We start from the raw sequence: 15,292 nt of genomic DNA, 5'->3' as shown, positions 1-15,292 counted from the left end.
TTTCATTGCAGGTGACTTGAGCATCCAAGTACAGATGCTCAAGTCTTATCCGGCCACCTGGAAAGGCCATCTGGTTCTGGCCTGCCAGAAATGCCAGAAAAAGCTGAAAGGGAACGACGATCTGGCTGCGCTCGCGAAGCTAAAGAAGTCGATCAAGCGACACAACAAGCGGCATCCCGAATCGGCTATCCACCTCGTACGCGTGCCCTGCATGGATCTCTGCCCGAAAGACGCCGTAACCGTGGTGCTGCCGCAGGAGCCGCAGCGGTTGTCGATCCTGCGCAGCGAGAGCGATATTGACCAGTTGTATGCCGCTCTGGAGCCGCCCCGAAGCGATCCGCCGAATGAGGCATCCTGAACTGTCTCCGTGGGATACACTCACCCCATGCGTGTCTTTGGCATCGATTGCGGGACGGAGTGTACCGGCTACGGCATCGTCGAGTGGGATGACGCAGCACGCAATCCAGAGTTGACCTGGCTCGGCTGCGGCGGTATCCGCCTGCCTAAAAAGGACACTTTGCCACAGCGACTCTCGCTGGTCTACACCGAACTCGTGCGGCTTATCGAGCATCATCAGCCGGACATCGTTGCCGTCGAAGAGGTCTTCTATTCGGTGAACGCCAAGTCGGCCCTCAAGCTGGGACACGTCCGCGGCATCGCTCTGCTTGCCGCCGCGACCGCGAAGCTGCCCATCGCCGAGTATGCGCCTCTCAAGATCAAGTCGACCGTCACCGGTTACGGCCTGGCCCAGAAAGAACAGGTGCAGTTCATGGTGGCGCGGCTGCTGCGGCTCGCCGAACCGCCTGAGCCTGCCGACGCCGCAGACGCGCTTGCCATTGCCATCTGCCATATCCAGCATGCGCAGACCTTCGCGCTGCAGACTGCGGGTTGCCGATGATCCCGGCTGTTCTCCTGTTCAGCTCTTTTTTGCAGGCGGCAGCGCCTCCCCAGGCTGTGACATCCGCGCCTGCAGCCGCGTCATCCGGCGCGGAGATCAAGTTCTCCTTCGAGAACGCGCAGCTCGACCCTGCGTCGTATGTCATTGTTCTCCACGAAGACGGCAGCGGGCATTACAGCTCCACGCCCGGCCTGAGCTCTGGAGCGGGCGATGACGTTGCGCCTTCTCCGCACGACCATGCCATCGAAATCCACGATCCGCTGCTCGCCGGCTTTTTCTCAACTGCGCGCAGCCACCATTTCTTCGACATAGCCTGCGAAGCCACCGGACTGCACGTTGCCTTTACCGGCAAAAAGCTTCTCGCCTATACCGGTCCCGACGGAAAGGGAGGCTGCACCTACAATTGGTCGCGCGATCCCCAGATCAACCAGATGGGGAACCAGATGATTGCGATCGGGACGACGCTCGAAGCAGGGCGGCGCCTGGCCATCGAGCACGTACACAGCCGGCTGAGCCTGGACGCCGAGCTTGAAAATCTCGACGACGCGGTAAAGGCACATCGTGCGCTGGCCATTGAAAATATTGCGCCTGTACTGCAATCCATTGCCGACGACGAAAACGTAATGAATCGTGCCCGTATGCGCGCACGAGCACTATTGGCCGCCGCCGCGTCGGTACACTAGGTTTTCTGACATCGTTCCGCGGGTTGCCGCGTCAAACAACTAGATTGCGAAACTTTTCGCCTGTTTATGCGTTCATATCAGGCGGTTGGACCCTCTAAGAAAGGAGGGTGTTTATGGATTTTGAAACCACCAGAGCCCGGAGCAACCGCTTTCACTTCCGGGTCACCACTCTCCGCCGCGGCCTGATCGTGCCGCTTGCCCTCGCTGCGATTTCTCTCGGCGCCTTTGCCCAGGAGAACCCTCCCGCGCCTCCGCCGGACGATACGCAGCAGAATCTGGCCGATACCGGTGCGATGCCGACTCCCTCGGCCAGTACGACGCGCGCCGTGCGCCTCAGCGATGTAGAGGGCAAAGTCCAGATATTTTACGGCGAGAAGCAGTCCTTCGATCAGGCACAGCGAAACATGCCGGTGGAAGAAGGTATGCGCATCGTGACCGCGGAGGACGGCAGGGCAGAAGTGCAGTTTGAGGACGGTTCAGTAGCCCGCGTCACCCCCAACAGCTCACTGACCATCTCTCAGCTCGACGAGTCCGGGACCGTCATCGATGCGAATAGCGGCCTGACCTATTACGAGTTGAACGGTGAGTCGGGCAAATACAGCGTCCGCTACAGCTCCTTCACGATTGCCCCGAAGGATGGCACGATGTTCCGCGTGAATCTCGACGCGGACCCGTCAGAACTCGCCGTCATGCAGGGCAGCGCGCATGTCAGCGACGCACACAGCCTGTCGCTCGATCTGCAGGCGAACCACTCCGTCCATCTCGACGGAAATGGCCGTTACCAGATGGCCGACTCTATCGCGCCAGATACCTGGGACCAGTGGAGCTCCGACCGTGACCAGGCCCTGGCGGCGATGGAACAAAATGCAACCACGGCCCGCGCGGACACAGGCAATCCGGACGATCCGGGGTGGAACGATCTTGACTACTACGGCGACTGGTACAACGTTCCGGGCTACGGTATGGCGTGGGCGCCCTCCGGCGTCGATACAAGCTTCGACCCCTACGGACAAGGTGCCTGGGGTTACTATCCTTCGCTCGGCTACACCTGGATTTCCAGCTACCCATGGGGATGGCTGCCATACCACTGCGGCGCCTGGAACTGGTTCGATTCCTACGGATGGATGTGGTTTCCGGGCAACTGTGGCGCGGCCGGCTATGGTGGAGGCTGGTACGCCTATTCGACCGTCTGGCGCACGCCTCCAGGCTACCGCTTACCCATACGCCCCAGGTTCTCGCCAACGCACGGCGGACCGCCGCATTTCCGGGTCAACGGTCCGGATCGGAACACGGACACACGTCTGATCGCGGTAAATCGCGGCGTAGATATGAGCCAGCAGTTCCGTTCGGTGGGCGATGCCCGTCCGGTAGCGCGCGTTTTCAGCTACCAGGGCAACGATATTCGCCCGGCGGCACCGGTCCTTCACCCTGCGCATCCGGGACCGCTGGGTGAGCAGTACAGCCAGACGGTTCAACGCGAGCACCCGGTGATTCCGCGTCCGGCTGGACCGATGAACGGATTTACGGGCGGCGTGCAGAATGGCGTCCACAACAATGTCGCCCCTTACCGGTCGATTTCTCCGATCCAGCCACGGAGCGGCTATGTGCCGCCTCGCGGATCGGTATCATCGCCGCCCCCGCGCATTGCAGTGCCACCGTCGGTACGCTCCTCGCCGCCTCCGGCACCGCATTTTTCAGCCCCTCCGCCGCCCGCGCCGCACATGTCTGCGCCGAGCGGAGGTCATCCACGCTAAAGAAAAAGGCCAGCCCGCAAGGCTGGCCTTTTCAGTCCTTAAGCTGCCTGTTCAAGATTCCGAACGCTGCCCATAGGTCGGGGCTCCCGATGGGTCGCGCTGGTATTCGATGATCTGATCCCGTCCGCGCAGTTTTGTCTCTGCCAGTGCGCGTTCGGCCTCCCGCAGAACTACCAGCGGAGACCGTCCGTGGCTCTGCGCAAAGCCGATGCTTGCCGTGAGTTTCAAGGGGTGCCGTCCAGAGGCAAACGGATCGCCCAAGATCGACTGCTTGATGCGGACAGCCAATGTGAATGCCTGGTCAGAGGTGCAGGCGGGCAAAGCGATGAGGAACGCATCCCCGCCGTACCGCCCGATGAGGTCGTAGCTGCGCAGGTGGCGGCGGAAGCGGTCCGCCAGCTCCCGCAGAACCCGGTCACCCGCGTCGTGGCCATAGTCCAGATTGACGGCAGAGAAGTGATCGATATCCATCAACAGCAGCGCCATGGGAGTACCAGTCCGCTGTACCCGGTCGGTTTCAGCAAAAAGCATGCCGACCATGGCCTCGCGGTTCCATAACCCGGTTAAGTGATCGTGCGATGCTGGCAGGCGCGCGACATCGTACTGGTTTGCCAGCAACCGCCTGCGCTCAGCAACGGCAAGTCGAATTCTCAGATCGTTAAAGCCCGCCGCCTTCACGAAGTAGTCATCCGCGCCGGCATTCATCGCGCAGGCGATCGTATTCGTATCGGCCTGCTCACAGAGCAGCCCTATCCAAGGGGAACTGAGCTGGACCTTTCTCCTGACCTCACTGATGACTTCTACGCCAGAGCCTGAGCCCATGTCAGCGTTGATGAGAGCGATAGCGGGACCGTTGCGGGAGGCCAGGAGAGCTATCGCCTCATCCCGATCCTCAACAAAATGCACCGGATAGCCCCACTTCTCCAACCGCAGGCGTACGGTCTCACCGAATGAAGTGCCGGGCGAGGCAAGCAGTATTTTCGGCATGGGCTGACGCAGGGGAATCACGGGAGACCCTCAATTCACCCCAGTTATCGGCACAAAAGAAAAAAGGCTTAAATAAATGTGAAAAATATTCCATCTTTAAACAACCTTTTTACGCACTCGGATAATCAGAACGCTCATGCCCTGCAGGAGAGTTGTGCACCGCCCTCCCCGCACATCTACTGCAGAGACAGTTAGCACTCCCCTCGAGTGAAGGAGCACCTCCATGCTGGCTGCCATTACCACCGTACACGCTGCCCCCAAGTTCGTTCTGGCCAAGGCAGTTTCCATCAAGGCATCAACAGTTGTTTGCCGCGATTGCTCACAGGTTTTGGGATCGGCAACTAACCCGATCGTCCATCAGTTTCTTCAGGATACGCACGTCTGTTCCGACAAGCGGGCCGGCATGATGCCGACCGTCGCTGTACCGTTCAGCTAGATTTCTCCGAGCTTGACTCGATAGGGCCGGCGCCGGGTTTGCTTCCCGTCGCTTCGGCCCTTTTCTATTGATTTTTGGAGAAAAAATCCCTAGAATAAGAGAGTTTGTGACTTCCTGGTGAACGCGCAAGTGTCTCACCGGATCTTTCGTACGTCACCTTATTGCTAGAGGATAAAAATAGATGGCAAAGCGTCGTGGCAATCCAAACTGGGGCAAGCCGGAACCGATTGGTCCCGTGGTGCCTACAGTCACTTCCTTCGAGCAGGTTGTTAAGGAATTTAAACTGACCCCGGATCAATATATCCGTTCGACTCGCCTGCGCGAGTGGGCACGCAGGAACCGTAATTCCAAGTACATCCCTGAGGCTCTGCTGGAAGCATGGGGTTTCGAGATCGAGTCGACCCTGTAGGCTTGTGTAGCAATGAAAAACGCCGCCCGCGAGCGGCGTTTTTCATTGCACGGAACATCTTTGACTAGAGCTTTTCCGGACACGGCCCGAACTTGCCGAGAGCCGCTTCCGCCTCTTCCGGCTTTTTCGAGCGCCAGGTCTCTTCGGACCACTTTTTGACCTCGGGCGAAGCTCCTGTCTCCAACTCCTGGTAGACACAGCTCAGGATGCGGTCGGTCGGTTCCTCGACCCAGGTGTTGCCCTGTCCATGAACGCGGGTTGCGCCTTTCTCCCAGCCGCGTGGGGTCAGGTGCCATTCGGTCCATTCTTTTCTTACAGCCATCTCTTCTCCTCCGGCATTAGCTCTCCTTTGGACGCGGTTTGTATGCCGGGCGTCGCATGGTAAACAATCAAGCTTATGATCCGTGAAACCTTTCCCGTCGGCCCGCTGCAATGCAACTGCACCCTCATTGGAGACGAAGCCAGCCGCGAGGCGATGGTCATCGATCCGGGTGACAATATACCGCACATCCTGGGCCGTTTGGCGGCGCTTAAACTCACCCTGAAACAGATCGTCGTGACCCATGCGCATATCGACCACGTGGGCGGGGCAGTGAAGTTGAAAAAGGCTACCGGGGCGCCCATTCTGCTGAACCAGAATGACCTGCCACTGCTCAAGATGATGGACGTACAGGCTGGATGGTTGGGGATTCAGCCACCGGAAGTCGCTCCGCCGGATGTGAGCGCAGAGGATGGCATGAAGGTGGGCATCGCCGGGCACTCGGCGAACGTGATCTTTACCCCCGGACACACCCCCGGCAGTATCTGCCTGCACTTCGCTCCCGAGAAGCTGGTGATCGCCGGCGACACACTTTTCGCCGGATCGATTGGCCGCACCGATCTGCCAGGAGGCGACCCCAGGAAGATCCTTCATTCGATCGGCGACCGCCTGCTGACGCTGCCGGATGACACCGAGGTGATTCCGGGACACGGCACGCTAACGACGATCGGGGAAGAGCGGGAAAGCAATCCCTTCCTGAGGTAGAGCGAGAACGGGATAGCCATGCCTAGTCCTGGTATGGATTTGATTTTAAACTTTAAAATCATTGATTTAGTTAGGTATATTTAAACCACTACATTACCGGAATCAACTTTTACAATAGCTCTTGAGGTTCCTTCTATACTGCGCTGAAAACACGGCAGATGGCTGCGATACCCGGGGCCAGATCAGTAGGCTCAGCCAGCAGGCTGCACACCACCCATCCATCACCCGGGAAACCGAAGAAGTAACCCGGATGGATGGAGACTCCTTCGTCCCGCAAGAGGCGTGAGGCGAGATCCTCGCCGTGCTGCAGGGCAGGCACCCGCAGCACCGCATACCAGCCGGCTTCGACGTCGAGGCGGCTGACCATCTCCTGCCGGGCCAGGGTCTGGTCGAGGATTCCAAGGTTTCCCGCGACCCGGTCCCTGATCTGCCGCTGGAGGTCACCGCAGTTGGCGAGCCACGCGGGCAGGGCGTTCTGGATGGGGGCGTTCATCGAGAGGAAGGTGTCGGCCACGATCTCGAGACGCGCCATGGCCTCTTCCAGTCCCGGACCGAAACCTGCGATCCAGGCGGCTTTCATTTGCGGAAGAGCGGCGATCTTACTCAGCCCGCTCAGGACGAAGGTCAACGCAGGATGGTCGCCGGTGGCGAAGCTCGATCCGGAGTGGCCGGGCATCGGGTAATCGAGAAAGACCTCGTCCACGATGAGGGCTAGGCCATGCTCGGCGCAGATCTGTTCCAGCTCGTGACGCTCGGCGTCGCTGGTGAAATGGCCGGTGGGATTGTTCGGATGGACTACGGCGATGGCGCGGGTGCGGGGAGTGATCTGTTCGCGCAGCGAAGCGATGTCGGTCTGCCAGCCGTGATCGTAGAAGAGGTGATAGGGAACCAGCCGCACATCTTCCAGCTGCGCCAGGAAGTCGAAGAGCGGATAGCTGGGCTGGGCGATCAGTACCTCGTCACCGGCGTTGCAGAGCAAGCGAAAGAGGAAGCTGTAGGCCTCGCTCGTACTGGTGGTCAGCAGCAGCTGATCGGCGGAAACGTCTGCCCTACGTTCGGCGTAGTAGCGCGCCACGGCTTCGCGGGCGCTGCGGATGCCTCGCGGATCGGGATCATATTGCAGGGAATCAGGGTGTTGGAGGGCCGCGAGAAGCGCTGCTTCGTCGTAATTGAAGCCGCAGTGCGTGGGATTCGAGGCGGTTAGGTCGATGATCGGCTGCCTTTGCAGGCGGCGATCCGCCAGCTCGCGTGCCAATTCGGTTTCGGTAGTGTCCCAGCAGGTGCGGTCAGAAAAACGAGGCTGCATGGCAGCTATCTTTTCACAGGCGCAGCGGAGGGACTGAAGTAGAGTAAGTGTATGTCCATCAAGGCCGTTATCTTCGATTACGGAAAGGTTCTCAGCCTTTCAGAAGATCCCGTCGCGCAGAAGAAGTTGCTGGAACTGAGCCGCCTCGACCGCCCCGGGTTCGACAAGCACTACTGGCGGCATCGCCATGACTACGACCTTGGAGTACTCGACGGCCGAAGCTACTGGGACGCAATCGCGCAGGGCGCCGGGATCGACTACGCTCCGCACGAGATCGACGCGCTGATCGAGACCGACATCCTGATGTGGACATCGCTCAACGAGCGGATGCTGGCCTGGGTAGTTGCCCTGCAGGATGCGGGCTTCCGCACGGCGATCCTGTCGAACATGGGTTTCGAGATCCTGGGCTACATGCGGCAGGAGTTTGGCTGGCTGACGCACTTCCAGCACCATACCTGGTCCTGCGAACTGGGTATTGCCAAGCCTGACCCGGAGATTTATCTGCACACCTGCGACAAGCTTGGCGTAAAGCCGGAGGAGTCGATCTTTCTCGACGACAAGCCGGAGAATATCTCCGCGGCGAATTCGGTTGGGCTGAACGCAATCCTGTTTGAGACGGTGGAGAGGCTGCGCGGCGACCTTGCGGCTCGCGGTTTCGACAGGGAATTGCCTCCGCTGTCGTAGGCTTTGGTGTCTTCAGAATAAAGCGGCTTCAGGGCTGAGAGCGTTATACCTCAGCGGCTGAAGCCGTTTTATTTTTTGCCTTTATTCGCGGGGCTGAAGCCCCACGCTACCTTTGCTGCTTACCAGGCTACGGGGCCGTGGCGGTCGAAGTAGCCGCCGGTGGGTCCGTCGTCGGGCAGCAGTGCGAGGCGGATGGTTTCTTCCGAGCCTTCCTCAATGGTCTGCGGGCCGCTGTTGGCGTTGAGATCGGTTGCGGTGTATCCGGGGTCGGATGAGTTCACCTTGATCTTCGTGTCGCGCAGCTCGTAGGCGAGATGCACGGTGAACATGTTGAGAGCCGCCTTTGAGGCGTTATAGGCGAGCGGCTTGATGTGATAGTACGGGCCTGCCGGATCGCTGTTCAGAGCCAGGGAACCGAGGCCACTGGAAACGTTGACGACGCGCGCGGATGGGGCCTTCTTCAGCAGGGGAAGCATGGCCTGCGAAACGGCGACGTGTCCGAAGAAGTTGGTGCGCATTGTCTTTTCGAGCGTGTCCTGTTGGACCTTCGATGGCGCTCCGTCCTGCTGCAGGTCGGCGATGCCGGCATTGTTTACGAGAATGTCGAGATGACCGTAGTCCTTCTCGATCTTTGCGGCGGCTGCTTTGATGGTGGCTTCATCGGTGACGTCTATGGGCAGATAAGCAACGTCGAGACCTTCTCCGCGCAGCTTCTCCGCGGCTTTCTCGCCTAGTTCTGCGTTGCGTGCGCCAATGAGCACGCGTACCCCGGTTTTTGCGACCTGGCGGGAGACTTCGAATCCGATTCCTTTGTTGGCTCCGGTGATGAGGGCGATCTTCTTATATTCCGGCATTCCTGTTTCTCCTATGCTGATTAGATGAAGGATTCTTCAGGTTTATACTTCGCATTATGAGTGCAGGAGCCAGAACAGTATTGCAGGCAAGAAAGACGCCTGTTCAGCAGCGATCGGCAGTTACGGTTGAGGCAATTGCCGAGGCGACCATTCAGGTTTTGCTGGCGGTCGGGTCGGACAAACTGACGACAACGCGCGTGGCGGAACGAGCGGGCGTTTCGGTTGGCACGCTCTACCAGTACTACCCGAACAAGCAGGCGCTGCTTTACGCAGTGCTCAAGGTGCACATGACGAAGGTGGCAGATGCAATCGAGTCGGCCTGCCTGGAGCATCGGGGAGCGCCGGTAGCGAAGCTGGTCGAGGAGATCGTTGCGGCATTCATCGATGCCAAGCTGGAGAGCGCGGAGGTTTCGGCGGCGCTGTATGCGGCGAGCGTCGAGCCCGAGGCGGCGAAGCTGGTGCAATGCGTCTCCCTGCGCGGCAGAAAGGTTCTGACCGAGGCAATCGCCGAAGCGGTGGGGAAGACAGGGGCAGAAGTCGAGTTTGCAGTCACGATGATGTATTCAGCGATGACCGGGGCGTCGCGATCGGTGCTGGAGGCGGGTGCTCCCGCGAAGATGGTCGCAGCGTTGCGCAGGGAACTGCCTGTGCTTTGCCAGGCTTACCTGGAGAAAGCGCTGGCATAAAGATGTCCGGCCCCCAGGGGCTGAAGCCTTTTGTATCGCCGCTTGAAAAATGCGCGGGCTAAAGCCCGCGCCTGACTGTTCTCACCTTAATTTCGTATACCGATAGCGCTTCGTATGTGTCCGGGGATGGTGCGAAAACATGCGTCTTCGCACAGTCGCAGGGTGTTTATTCGGGGAAGGTTTCTCCGACCATCTCTTCGCTCTTCTTCCATAGTGCTTTGGCGAGTTCGGGATCGAGAGCGTAGCCGCGCACGCCTTCATTTCCGAGGCCGATCTCCTGTTCGTCGGGAACGATTTCGCCTACGTGGCAGTTTTCGCAGTACTTTGCGCCGACTTCATCGCCGGTTGCCACCACTGCTGCCCATACCGAAGTGGCTGAACCCTGGGGGATGGTCTTGAACTCGAATGGCGGCTGGCCTTTCTTTGCCGCGTCTTCGTTGATCTGCTTCAGCCATTGCTCGATGAAGCCGTCGTCGAGGTGGCGCGCCAGTTCGGTGTTGATTCCTCCCGGATGCACTGCCGTCGCACGGATACCGCGTGCCTTGTGGCGGCGGTCGAACTCGACGGCGAACTGGATGTTGGCGGTCTTCGAGCGTCCGTAGGAGACGAAAGGCACGTACTCGGTGTGTTCGAAGTTGGGGTCGCCGAGGTCGACGTTTGCGAAGCGATGACCGGCGGATGAGAGGTTCACGAGACGTCCGCCATCGCGGAGCAGCCTGGCGATGCGGTTTATGAAGACAAAGTGGCCGAGATGGTTGGTACCGAACTGGGTTTCGAAACCGTCGGCTGTATGGCCAAACGGTGTAGCCATGACTCCGGCATTGGCGATGATGACGTCGAAGGGCTTGCCGGCAGCCACGAGCTTGTCTGCCGCTGCGCGGACGCTGGCGAGGCTCGCGAGGTCGAGCTCGATCAGCTCAAAGCTGCCTCCACCGGCTGCCGCGGCTTCGCGAACAGGCGCGGTGGCGTTTTCTGCCTTGGTGAGGTCGCGTGCTGCTCCGACCACATCCGCGCCGTGAGCGGCGAGGGAACGCGCGGTTTCGATGCCGAGACCCGCGGAGACGCCGGTGACCAGGATGCGCTTGCCTTTGAGGTCGACTCCGGCGAGGACTTCGTCGGTGGTTGAGGTTGCGCCGAATTTGTTTGCCATGCTTCCTCCTTGGAGATACGCCCGGCCGAATCATTGACGAATCCACGGCCGGAGCTTAAAACGGAGAGTATCTCCGAAAATGAATATAAGCGGAGAGGATCTCCGCTTGCAAGTCCATCGAATGCCATCACCTTTCCCCAAAACGGCCCCCCGCAAGCCGCGTGCTGACGCGGCGAAGAATCGCGCTCATATTCTTGCCGTCGCCAAGGAGGTTTTCTACCGCAAGGGCGGCGAGGTGAGCATGGACGAGATCGCGAAGCTCGCCGGGGTGGGACCCGGCACACTTTACCGTCACTTCGCGAATCGCACGGCGCTGCTCGAGGCGGTTTACCGGATCGAGCTGGAAAAGCTGGCTGCGGCCGAGCGTGAATTCACAGAAACGCTACCTCCGGTCGAGGCCGTGCGTGCGTGGATGACACTGTTTGTCGATTACCTGGCCGCGAAACAGATTCTCGCCCCGGCATTGAGCGAGATGATGGCGCAGGAATCGTGCAGTGTTTATTCGTGCGCGATGGACGTGATTGGTGGCGCGATCACGCGGCTGGTTGGCCGCGCAATCGCGAGTGGTGAGGTCAGGCCCGATGTGAATGGCATGGACCTGCTGTGGGCGCTGTTCGGGGTACTGAATGGAAACACCGCTCCGGATCTCCGTGAGAAGGCGAAACGGCTGGTGGAGATCCTGATTCTCGGTTCGCGAACGGCTTAGCGCCGGTTTATGATCGCAGGCCTTGCTGATCCTTGTGCTGCTCGATCACTTCCATGATCTCGTCCGATCCTTCGAGGGGGACGAGCGGCCTGGGGATGTTTGCGCCCGCGGCCAGCAGCTGGCGTGCGACCTCGGCGTAGTCTCCGCTGCTGCGGGCCCAGCTGTTGAGTGAGCCGTGAAGCGCCCAGGCCAGGGTGTTGCCACCGTGCTCGGTTTCAAAGACGTTCGGATCGGCTCCGTGTGCAAGCAGCAGCCGCACCAGTCCAGCGTTGCCATGCCACGAGGCAAAGTGCAACGCGGTCTGGCCGTTGTTCATCCTTGGAGTTGCGGGCCATCCATGCCTGATCAACAGCTCAACCGCGCGAAGATTGTTGCGGACCGCGCCGCCGATGATGCGCTTTGCGGAGAGCTCGGAAAGCTTCGAGATGGCTGCCGGGTGGCGCTCGAGGATTTCGACGATGCCTGCTTCATTGCCCATCTCCGCATACTGCACGATGCGCATCCAGACAGGGCTGCGTTGCAGGAGGAGCTGCTGGATTTCAGCGTGCTCGAAGCGCCGGGCGATAGCATGGGGAGTTGCCGTGATGCCGAAGCCGTACATGTAGATGACGCCTCCGGCGCGTGGATTTTGCTTCGGGAAATAGCGATCGCTCACCGTCATGCGGATGCGGTCGGGGTCGTCGTTGAGCAACTCTTCAGCGAGCCGGAGATCGCCCAACGCAGCGGCGGCGAAGATATCGGCTTTTGCGCCTTTCGCAATGAGAAACCTGGCTACGTCGTGGCGTTCCGGTTTCAGGACCATGTACTGCACGGCTGTCGATTCGTGATCGATGTCGCGAATGTCGAGTTCGGCTCCGGCATCGAGAAGCAGTTGTGCGATCTCGATACTGGCAGCGAAGTGAAGGGGAAGTTGTCCGTCTCCTCCGCGTGCGTGGACGAGCTGCGGATCGACAGCGAGGAACTCGCGTACTTTTTCGATGACACCGAGCCGTGACGCCGAGTGGATATCGAGCTTTGCGCCCCGTGCGATGAGCCACGCGGCAAGATCGCCCTCTGCCCAGTCGAGCACTCCGAAGCTGCCTGCCCACCATTGGCTGCGGGCGTTGATATCCGCACCGGCTTCGAGGAGAGTCTCGATCATTTCGCGATTCTGGTTGCGGACGGCAATCAGAATTGGCTGTTCTTCGAATCCGTAGTCCGGCAGCGGTTCATCGAGAGTGGACTTTAGCGAGGGGTAGCGCTGGAAGGCTCTGCGGAGCAGCGCGGCATCGTTCGCTTTGACGGCGGTAAGGAATGCGGCGGTGGGATCGTCGGAATTGGCCTCGATCTGGAGTTTCATCTCCGGCCACGTGTTGAAGTTGTATTCGCGAGCGATGGCGTGGAGAGCATCCGCGAGTTTGGGCGGCGCTGTGACGCCGATGGCGGCAAAACGTGAAGCTGCGGAAGGGTCGCCGTTGAGTGCGTCGTTCAGCAGGGTACGTGCCTGCTTCTTGAGATGTTCGAGGTTTGGGCGCGCGGGAAGTTCGCGTGTAGACATAGGTCACTCCTTCTTTATGGCCCGCGATCCGCTTCGCCGGGCGAGAAGAGAGTGTGTTGTGAAAAGCATAAGCAGTAGAAGGCGGGATTATCCCTTTCCGCGGACGGGGTGCACCCTTCATGTGCGTAATCGAGGTTAACAGCATGGCTTGCGTTCGTCCAGATAGACGGGCGGCAGGGGTCCGCCTTCATTGCCAAGCGCGGTCGTAGTCCGATAGCGTTGTCAGTAAGCACGAACACTAGCCGGCATTTGTCTAACCGGCTGCACGAACGAACCTGACGGAGATACAGGTTGCTGTCTCTCCAGGAAAGCAAGGACACGCAATGGCCGCTACTCCGATTCAGACTGAAGCTCCCACAAAGAACAAGCACCTGATCCGCTGGGTCGAAAAGATGGCGGACCTTTGCCAGCCTGCTTCGATTCACTGGGTCGATGGTTCGGAGGCGGAGAATCGTTATCTTTGCGACCGGTTGGTCGATGCCGGAACGTTTCTGCGCCTGGATGAAAAGCTTTGGCCCGGCTGCTACTACGCGCGCTCGAGTCCGAACGACGTGGCTCGCGTCGAGGAGCGCACCTTTGTTTGTTCGCTGAGCAAGGACACGGCAGGACCGACGAACAACTGGGAAGATCCGTTCGTGATGCGCAAGCGGCTGAAGACGCTCTTCAAGGGCTGCATGCGGGGACGCACGATGTACGTGTTGCCGTTCAGCATGGGCCCGGTGGGCTCGACGATGTCGCAGATCGGCGTGCAGCTTACTGACTCGATCTACGCGGTAGTGAACATGCGCATCATGGCGCGTGTGGGCGCGCCGGTGCTGGCAGAGATCGACAAAGGCAATGTCCGCGTGGTGCCGTGCATGCATTCCGTGGGCGCTCCGCTGGAGCCGGGGCAGCAGGATGTGTCGTGGCCGCAGAACGACACCAAGTACATCGTGCATTTTCCTGAAACGCGTGAGATATGGAGCTACGGCTCGGGATACGGCGGCAACGCGCTGCTGGGCAAGAAGTGCTTCGCGCTGCGCATTGCTTCAAACATTGCGCGCGATGAAGGCTGGCTCGCCGAGCACATGCTTATCGTCGGCCTCGAGAGCCCGGAAGGCGAAAAGACGTATGTTGCCGGAGCGTTTCCCTCGGCCTGCGGCAAGACGAATTTCGCGATGATGAAGCCGCCGAAGGGCTTCGAGGGCTGGAAGCTCTGGACGGTGGGCGACGACATTGCATGGATCAAGCCGGATGAGCAGGGCGTGCTGCGCGCGATCAATCCTGAGACGGGATTCTTTGGCGTCGCTCCGGGTACGAACTGGAAGACGAATCCCAATGCGATGACCACGCTGAGCAGCAACACCATCTTCACCAACGTTGCGCTTACGCTGCGCGATGGAACTCCCGAAGGCGTGTGGTGGGAGGGCATGACGGATGAGCCTCCATGCAAGACCGATGCGGCGATCACGATGGAAGACTGGCAGGGCAATCCGTGGGATGAGCATGTGAAGACGAAGGCAGCGCATCCGAATGGCCGCTTCACAGCTCCTGCGTTGCAGTGTCCGAGCATCGATCGCGAGGCGTGGGACTCACCGGAAGGCGTACCGGTGGCGGCGTTTCTTTTCGGCGGCCGGCGTGCGACGACGATTCCTCTCGTCGTGCAGGCCTTCAACTGGTCGGCCGGTGTGTACATGGGCGCGACGATGGGTTCTGAGACGACGGCTGCTGCTGCGGGTGTCGTCGGCAGGGTGCGCCGCGACCCAATGGCCATGCTGCCGTTTTGCGGCTACCACATGGGCGACTACTTCCGGCACTGGCTGAAGATGCAGCGCATGCTTTCGAGTACGCCGCGTCTGTTCTGCGTGAACTGGTTCCGCACCGATGAAGAAGGGAAGTTCCTGTGGCCGGGCTTCAGCGAAAATATGCGCGTGCTGAAGTGGGTTGTCGATCGCGTTCGAGGCCGTGCGCGAGGCGGTGAAACGCCCATCGGCTGGATCCCTGTGTATGACGATGTGAACTGGAAGGGGCTTGACCTGTCGCGTGAGAAGTTTGCCGCGCTCGAGGCGGTGGATCGCAGTGTCTGGCGAAGTGAAGTGATGGGACATGAAGAGCTGTTCCTGACACTTCACGATCATCTTCCGCCGGAGATGATCTATGAGCGTGAGTTGCTGATCTGCCGCTTGTAGCGTTCGTGCT

17 protein-coding genes are annotated in these 15,292 nt (G+C 59.9%); 11 read left to right on the top strand and 6 right to left on the bottom strand.

Annotation, left to right across the window (positions count from 1 at the left end):
• Positions 1–16: 16 nt before the first annotated feature.
• The 4 genes from LJD29_RS19110 to LJD29_RS19095 all read left to right on the top strand — a co-directional run bounded on the left by LJD29_RS19110 (position 17) and on the right by LJD29_RS19095 (position 3,335).
• Entirely contained in the window at positions 17–358 is a 342-nt protein-coding gene (locus LJD29_RS19110) for a hypothetical protein (protein ID WP_446743169.1), read from the top strand.
• Between the two features lie 27 nt (positions 359–385).
• The gene (ruvC, locus tag LJD29_RS19105; RefSeq protein ID WP_446743168.1) at positions 386–898 is read left to right on the top strand and encodes a crossover junction endodeoxyribonuclease RuvC; all 513 of its coding nucleotides are present in this window, start codon (positions 386–388) and stop codon (positions 896–898) included.
• Positions 889–1,581 (top strand): hypothetical protein, encoded by a 693-nt coding sequence (locus tag LJD29_RS19100; protein ID WP_446743167.1) that lies wholly within the window; start codon positions 889–891, stop codon positions 1,579–1,581. Before ruvC ends, LJD29_RS19100 begins: the two co-directional genes overlap by 10 nt.
• 113 nt (positions 1,582–1,694) lie before the next feature.
• A complete protein-coding gene (locus tag LJD29_RS19095) occupies positions 1,695–3,335 on the top strand; it encodes a DUF6600 domain-containing protein (protein ID WP_446743166.1) in 1,641 nt (546 codons plus the stop codon).
• A 51-nt stretch (positions 3,336–3,386) separates the two neighbouring features.
• Here the strand turns inward: LJD29_RS19095 and LJD29_RS19090 are convergent, their stop codons facing one another.
• Entirely contained in the window at positions 3,387–4,343 is a 957-nt protein-coding gene (locus LJD29_RS19090; RefSeq protein ID WP_446743165.1) for a GGDEF domain-containing response regulator, read from the bottom strand.
• Between the two features lie 202 nt (positions 4,344–4,545).
• On the opposite strand from LJD29_RS19090, the gene LJD29_RS19085 reads away from it, so the two are divergent.
• Positions 4,546–4,758: a hypothetical protein gene (locus LJD29_RS19085; RefSeq protein ID WP_446743164.1), complete on the top strand. Its 213-nt coding sequence runs from the start codon at positions 4,546–4,548 to the stop codon at positions 4,756–4,758.
• Between the two features lie 181 nt (positions 4,759–4,939).
• Entirely contained in the window at positions 4,940–5,167 is a 228-nt protein-coding gene (locus LJD29_RS19080) for a hypothetical protein (RefSeq protein ID WP_446743163.1), read from the top strand.
• 64 nt (positions 5,168–5,231) lie between these two features.
• Here LJD29_RS19080 and LJD29_RS19075 read toward each other — a convergent pair whose 3' ends face one another.
• Positions 5,232–5,489 carry a hypothetical protein gene (locus LJD29_RS19075; RefSeq protein WP_446743162.1) on the bottom strand — a complete coding sequence of 86 codons (258 nt, stop codon included), beginning with the start codon at positions 5,487–5,489 and terminating at the stop codon, positions 5,232–5,234.
• A 75-nt stretch (positions 5,490–5,564) separates the two neighbouring features.
• Between LJD29_RS19075 and LJD29_RS19070 the strand changes: the two genes are divergently transcribed.
• A complete protein-coding gene (locus tag LJD29_RS19070) occupies positions 5,565–6,191 on the top strand; it encodes an MBL fold metallo-hydrolase (protein WP_446743161.1) in 627 nt (208 codons plus the stop codon).
• 133 nt (positions 6,192–6,324) lie between these two features.
• On the opposite strand, the gene LJD29_RS19065 is transcribed toward LJD29_RS19070, so the two are convergent.
• A complete protein-coding gene (locus LJD29_RS19065) occupies positions 6,325–7,497 on the bottom strand; it encodes a pyridoxal phosphate-dependent aminotransferase (protein ID WP_446743160.1) in 1,173 nt (390 codons plus the stop codon).
• A 51-nt stretch (positions 7,498–7,548) separates the two neighbouring features.
• On the opposite strand from LJD29_RS19065, the gene LJD29_RS19060 reads away from it, so the two are divergent.
• Complete coding sequence (locus tag LJD29_RS19060) at positions 7,549–8,181, top strand: HAD family hydrolase (protein ID WP_446743159.1); 633 nt, start codon at positions 7,549–7,551, stop codon at positions 8,179–8,181.
• Between the two features lie 119 nt (positions 8,182–8,300).
• On the opposite strand, the gene LJD29_RS19055 is transcribed toward LJD29_RS19060, so the two are convergent.
• A complete protein-coding gene (locus LJD29_RS19055; RefSeq protein WP_446743158.1) occupies positions 8,301–9,035 on the bottom strand; it encodes an SDR family oxidoreductase in 735 nt (244 codons plus the stop codon).
• A gap of 80 nt (positions 9,036–9,115) precedes the next feature.
• Between LJD29_RS19055 and LJD29_RS19050 the strand changes: the two genes are divergently transcribed.
• Positions 9,116–9,721 carry a TetR/AcrR family transcriptional regulator gene (locus LJD29_RS19050; RefSeq protein ID WP_446743157.1) on the top strand — a complete coding sequence of 202 codons (606 nt, stop codon included), beginning with the start codon at positions 9,116–9,118 and terminating at the stop codon, positions 9,719–9,721.
• A 166-nt stretch (positions 9,722–9,887) separates the two neighbouring features.
• On the opposite strand, the gene LJD29_RS19045 is transcribed toward LJD29_RS19050, so the two are convergent.
• Positions 9,888–10,871, bottom strand: coding sequence for an SDR family NAD(P)-dependent oxidoreductase (locus tag LJD29_RS19045; RefSeq protein ID WP_446743156.1), 984 nt, complete (start codon positions 10,869–10,871; stop codon positions 9,888–9,890).
• Positions 10,872–10,992: 121 nt separating this feature from the next.
• Here LJD29_RS19045 and LJD29_RS19040 point away from each other — a divergent pair, with 121 nt between their 5' ends.
• Positions 10,993–11,577, top strand: a complete 585-nt coding sequence (locus tag LJD29_RS19040; protein WP_446743155.1) for a TetR/AcrR family transcriptional regulator — start codon at positions 10,993–10,995, stop codon at positions 11,575–11,577.
• A 7-nt stretch (positions 11,578–11,584) separates the two neighbouring features.
• Here LJD29_RS19040 and LJD29_RS19035 read toward each other — a convergent pair whose 3' ends face one another.
• Positions 11,585–13,114: an ankyrin repeat domain-containing protein gene (locus tag LJD29_RS19035; protein WP_446743154.1), complete on the bottom strand. Its 1,530-nt coding sequence runs from the start codon at positions 13,112–13,114 to the stop codon at positions 11,585–11,587.
• A 323-nt stretch (positions 13,115–13,437) separates the two neighbouring features.
• Here LJD29_RS19035 and LJD29_RS19030 point away from each other — a divergent pair, with 323 nt between their 5' ends.
• Positions 13,438–15,282: a phosphoenolpyruvate carboxykinase (GTP) gene (locus LJD29_RS19030; protein ID WP_446743153.1), complete on the top strand. Its 1,845-nt coding sequence runs from the start codon at positions 13,438–13,440 to the stop codon at positions 15,280–15,282.
• Positions 15,283–15,292: the final 10 nt, after the last annotated feature.

It is taken from the genome of Silvibacterium acidisoli (assembly GCA_022870745.1).
Taxonomy (GTDB): Bacteria; Acidobacteriota; Terriglobia; order Terriglobales; family Acidobacteriaceae; genus Silvibacterium.
Note: the sequence above shows the minus strand (reverse complement) of the source record. Positions and strands in the feature narration are given on the sequence as shown.

Coding starts and splice junctions, on each gene's coding strand:
- LJD29_RS19080 (WP_446743163.1), top strand. CDS start 4,940: ATGGCAAAGCGTCGTGGCAATCCAAACTGGGGCAAGCCGGAACCGATT.
- LJD29_RS19075 (WP_446743162.1), bottom strand. CDS start 5,489: ATGGCTGTAAGAAAAGAATGGACCGAATGGCACCTGACCCCACGCGGC.
- LJD29_RS19095 (WP_446743166.1), top strand. CDS start 1,695: ATGGATTTTGAAACCACCAGAGCCCGGAGCAACCGCTTTCACTTCCGG.
- LJD29_RS19060 (WP_446743159.1), top strand. CDS start 7,549: ATGTCCATCAAGGCCGTTATCTTCGATTACGGAAAGGTTCTCAGCCTT.
- ruvC (WP_446743168.1), top strand. CDS start 386: ATGCGTGTCTTTGGCATCGATTGCGGGACGGAGTGTACCGGCTACGGC.
- LJD29_RS19040 (WP_446743155.1), top strand. CDS start 10,993: ATGCCATCACCTTTCCCCAAAACGGCCCCCCGCAAGCCGCGTGCTGAC.
- LJD29_RS19070 (WP_446743161.1), top strand. CDS start 5,565: ATGATCCGTGAAACCTTTCCCGTCGGCCCGCTGCAATGCAACTGCACC.
- LJD29_RS19065 (WP_446743160.1), bottom strand. CDS start 7,497: ATGCAGCCTCGTTTTTCTGACCGCACCTGCTGGGACACTACCGAAACC.
- LJD29_RS19035 (WP_446743154.1), bottom strand. CDS start 13,114: ATGTCTACACGCGAACTTCCCGCGCGCCCAAACCTCGAACATCTCAAG.
- LJD29_RS19045 (WP_446743156.1), bottom strand. CDS start 10,871: ATGGCAAACAAATTCGGCGCAACCTCAACCACCGACGAAGTCCTCGCC.
- LJD29_RS19055 (WP_446743158.1), bottom strand. CDS start 9,035: ATGCCGGAATATAAGAAGATCGCCCTCATCACCGGAGCCAACAAAGGA.
- LJD29_RS19085 (WP_446743164.1), top strand. CDS start 4,546: ATGCTGGCTGCCATTACCACCGTACACGCTGCCCCCAAGTTCGTTCTG.
- LJD29_RS19030 (WP_446743153.1), top strand. CDS start 13,438: ATGGCCGCTACTCCGATTCAGACTGAAGCTCCCACAAAGAACAAGCAC.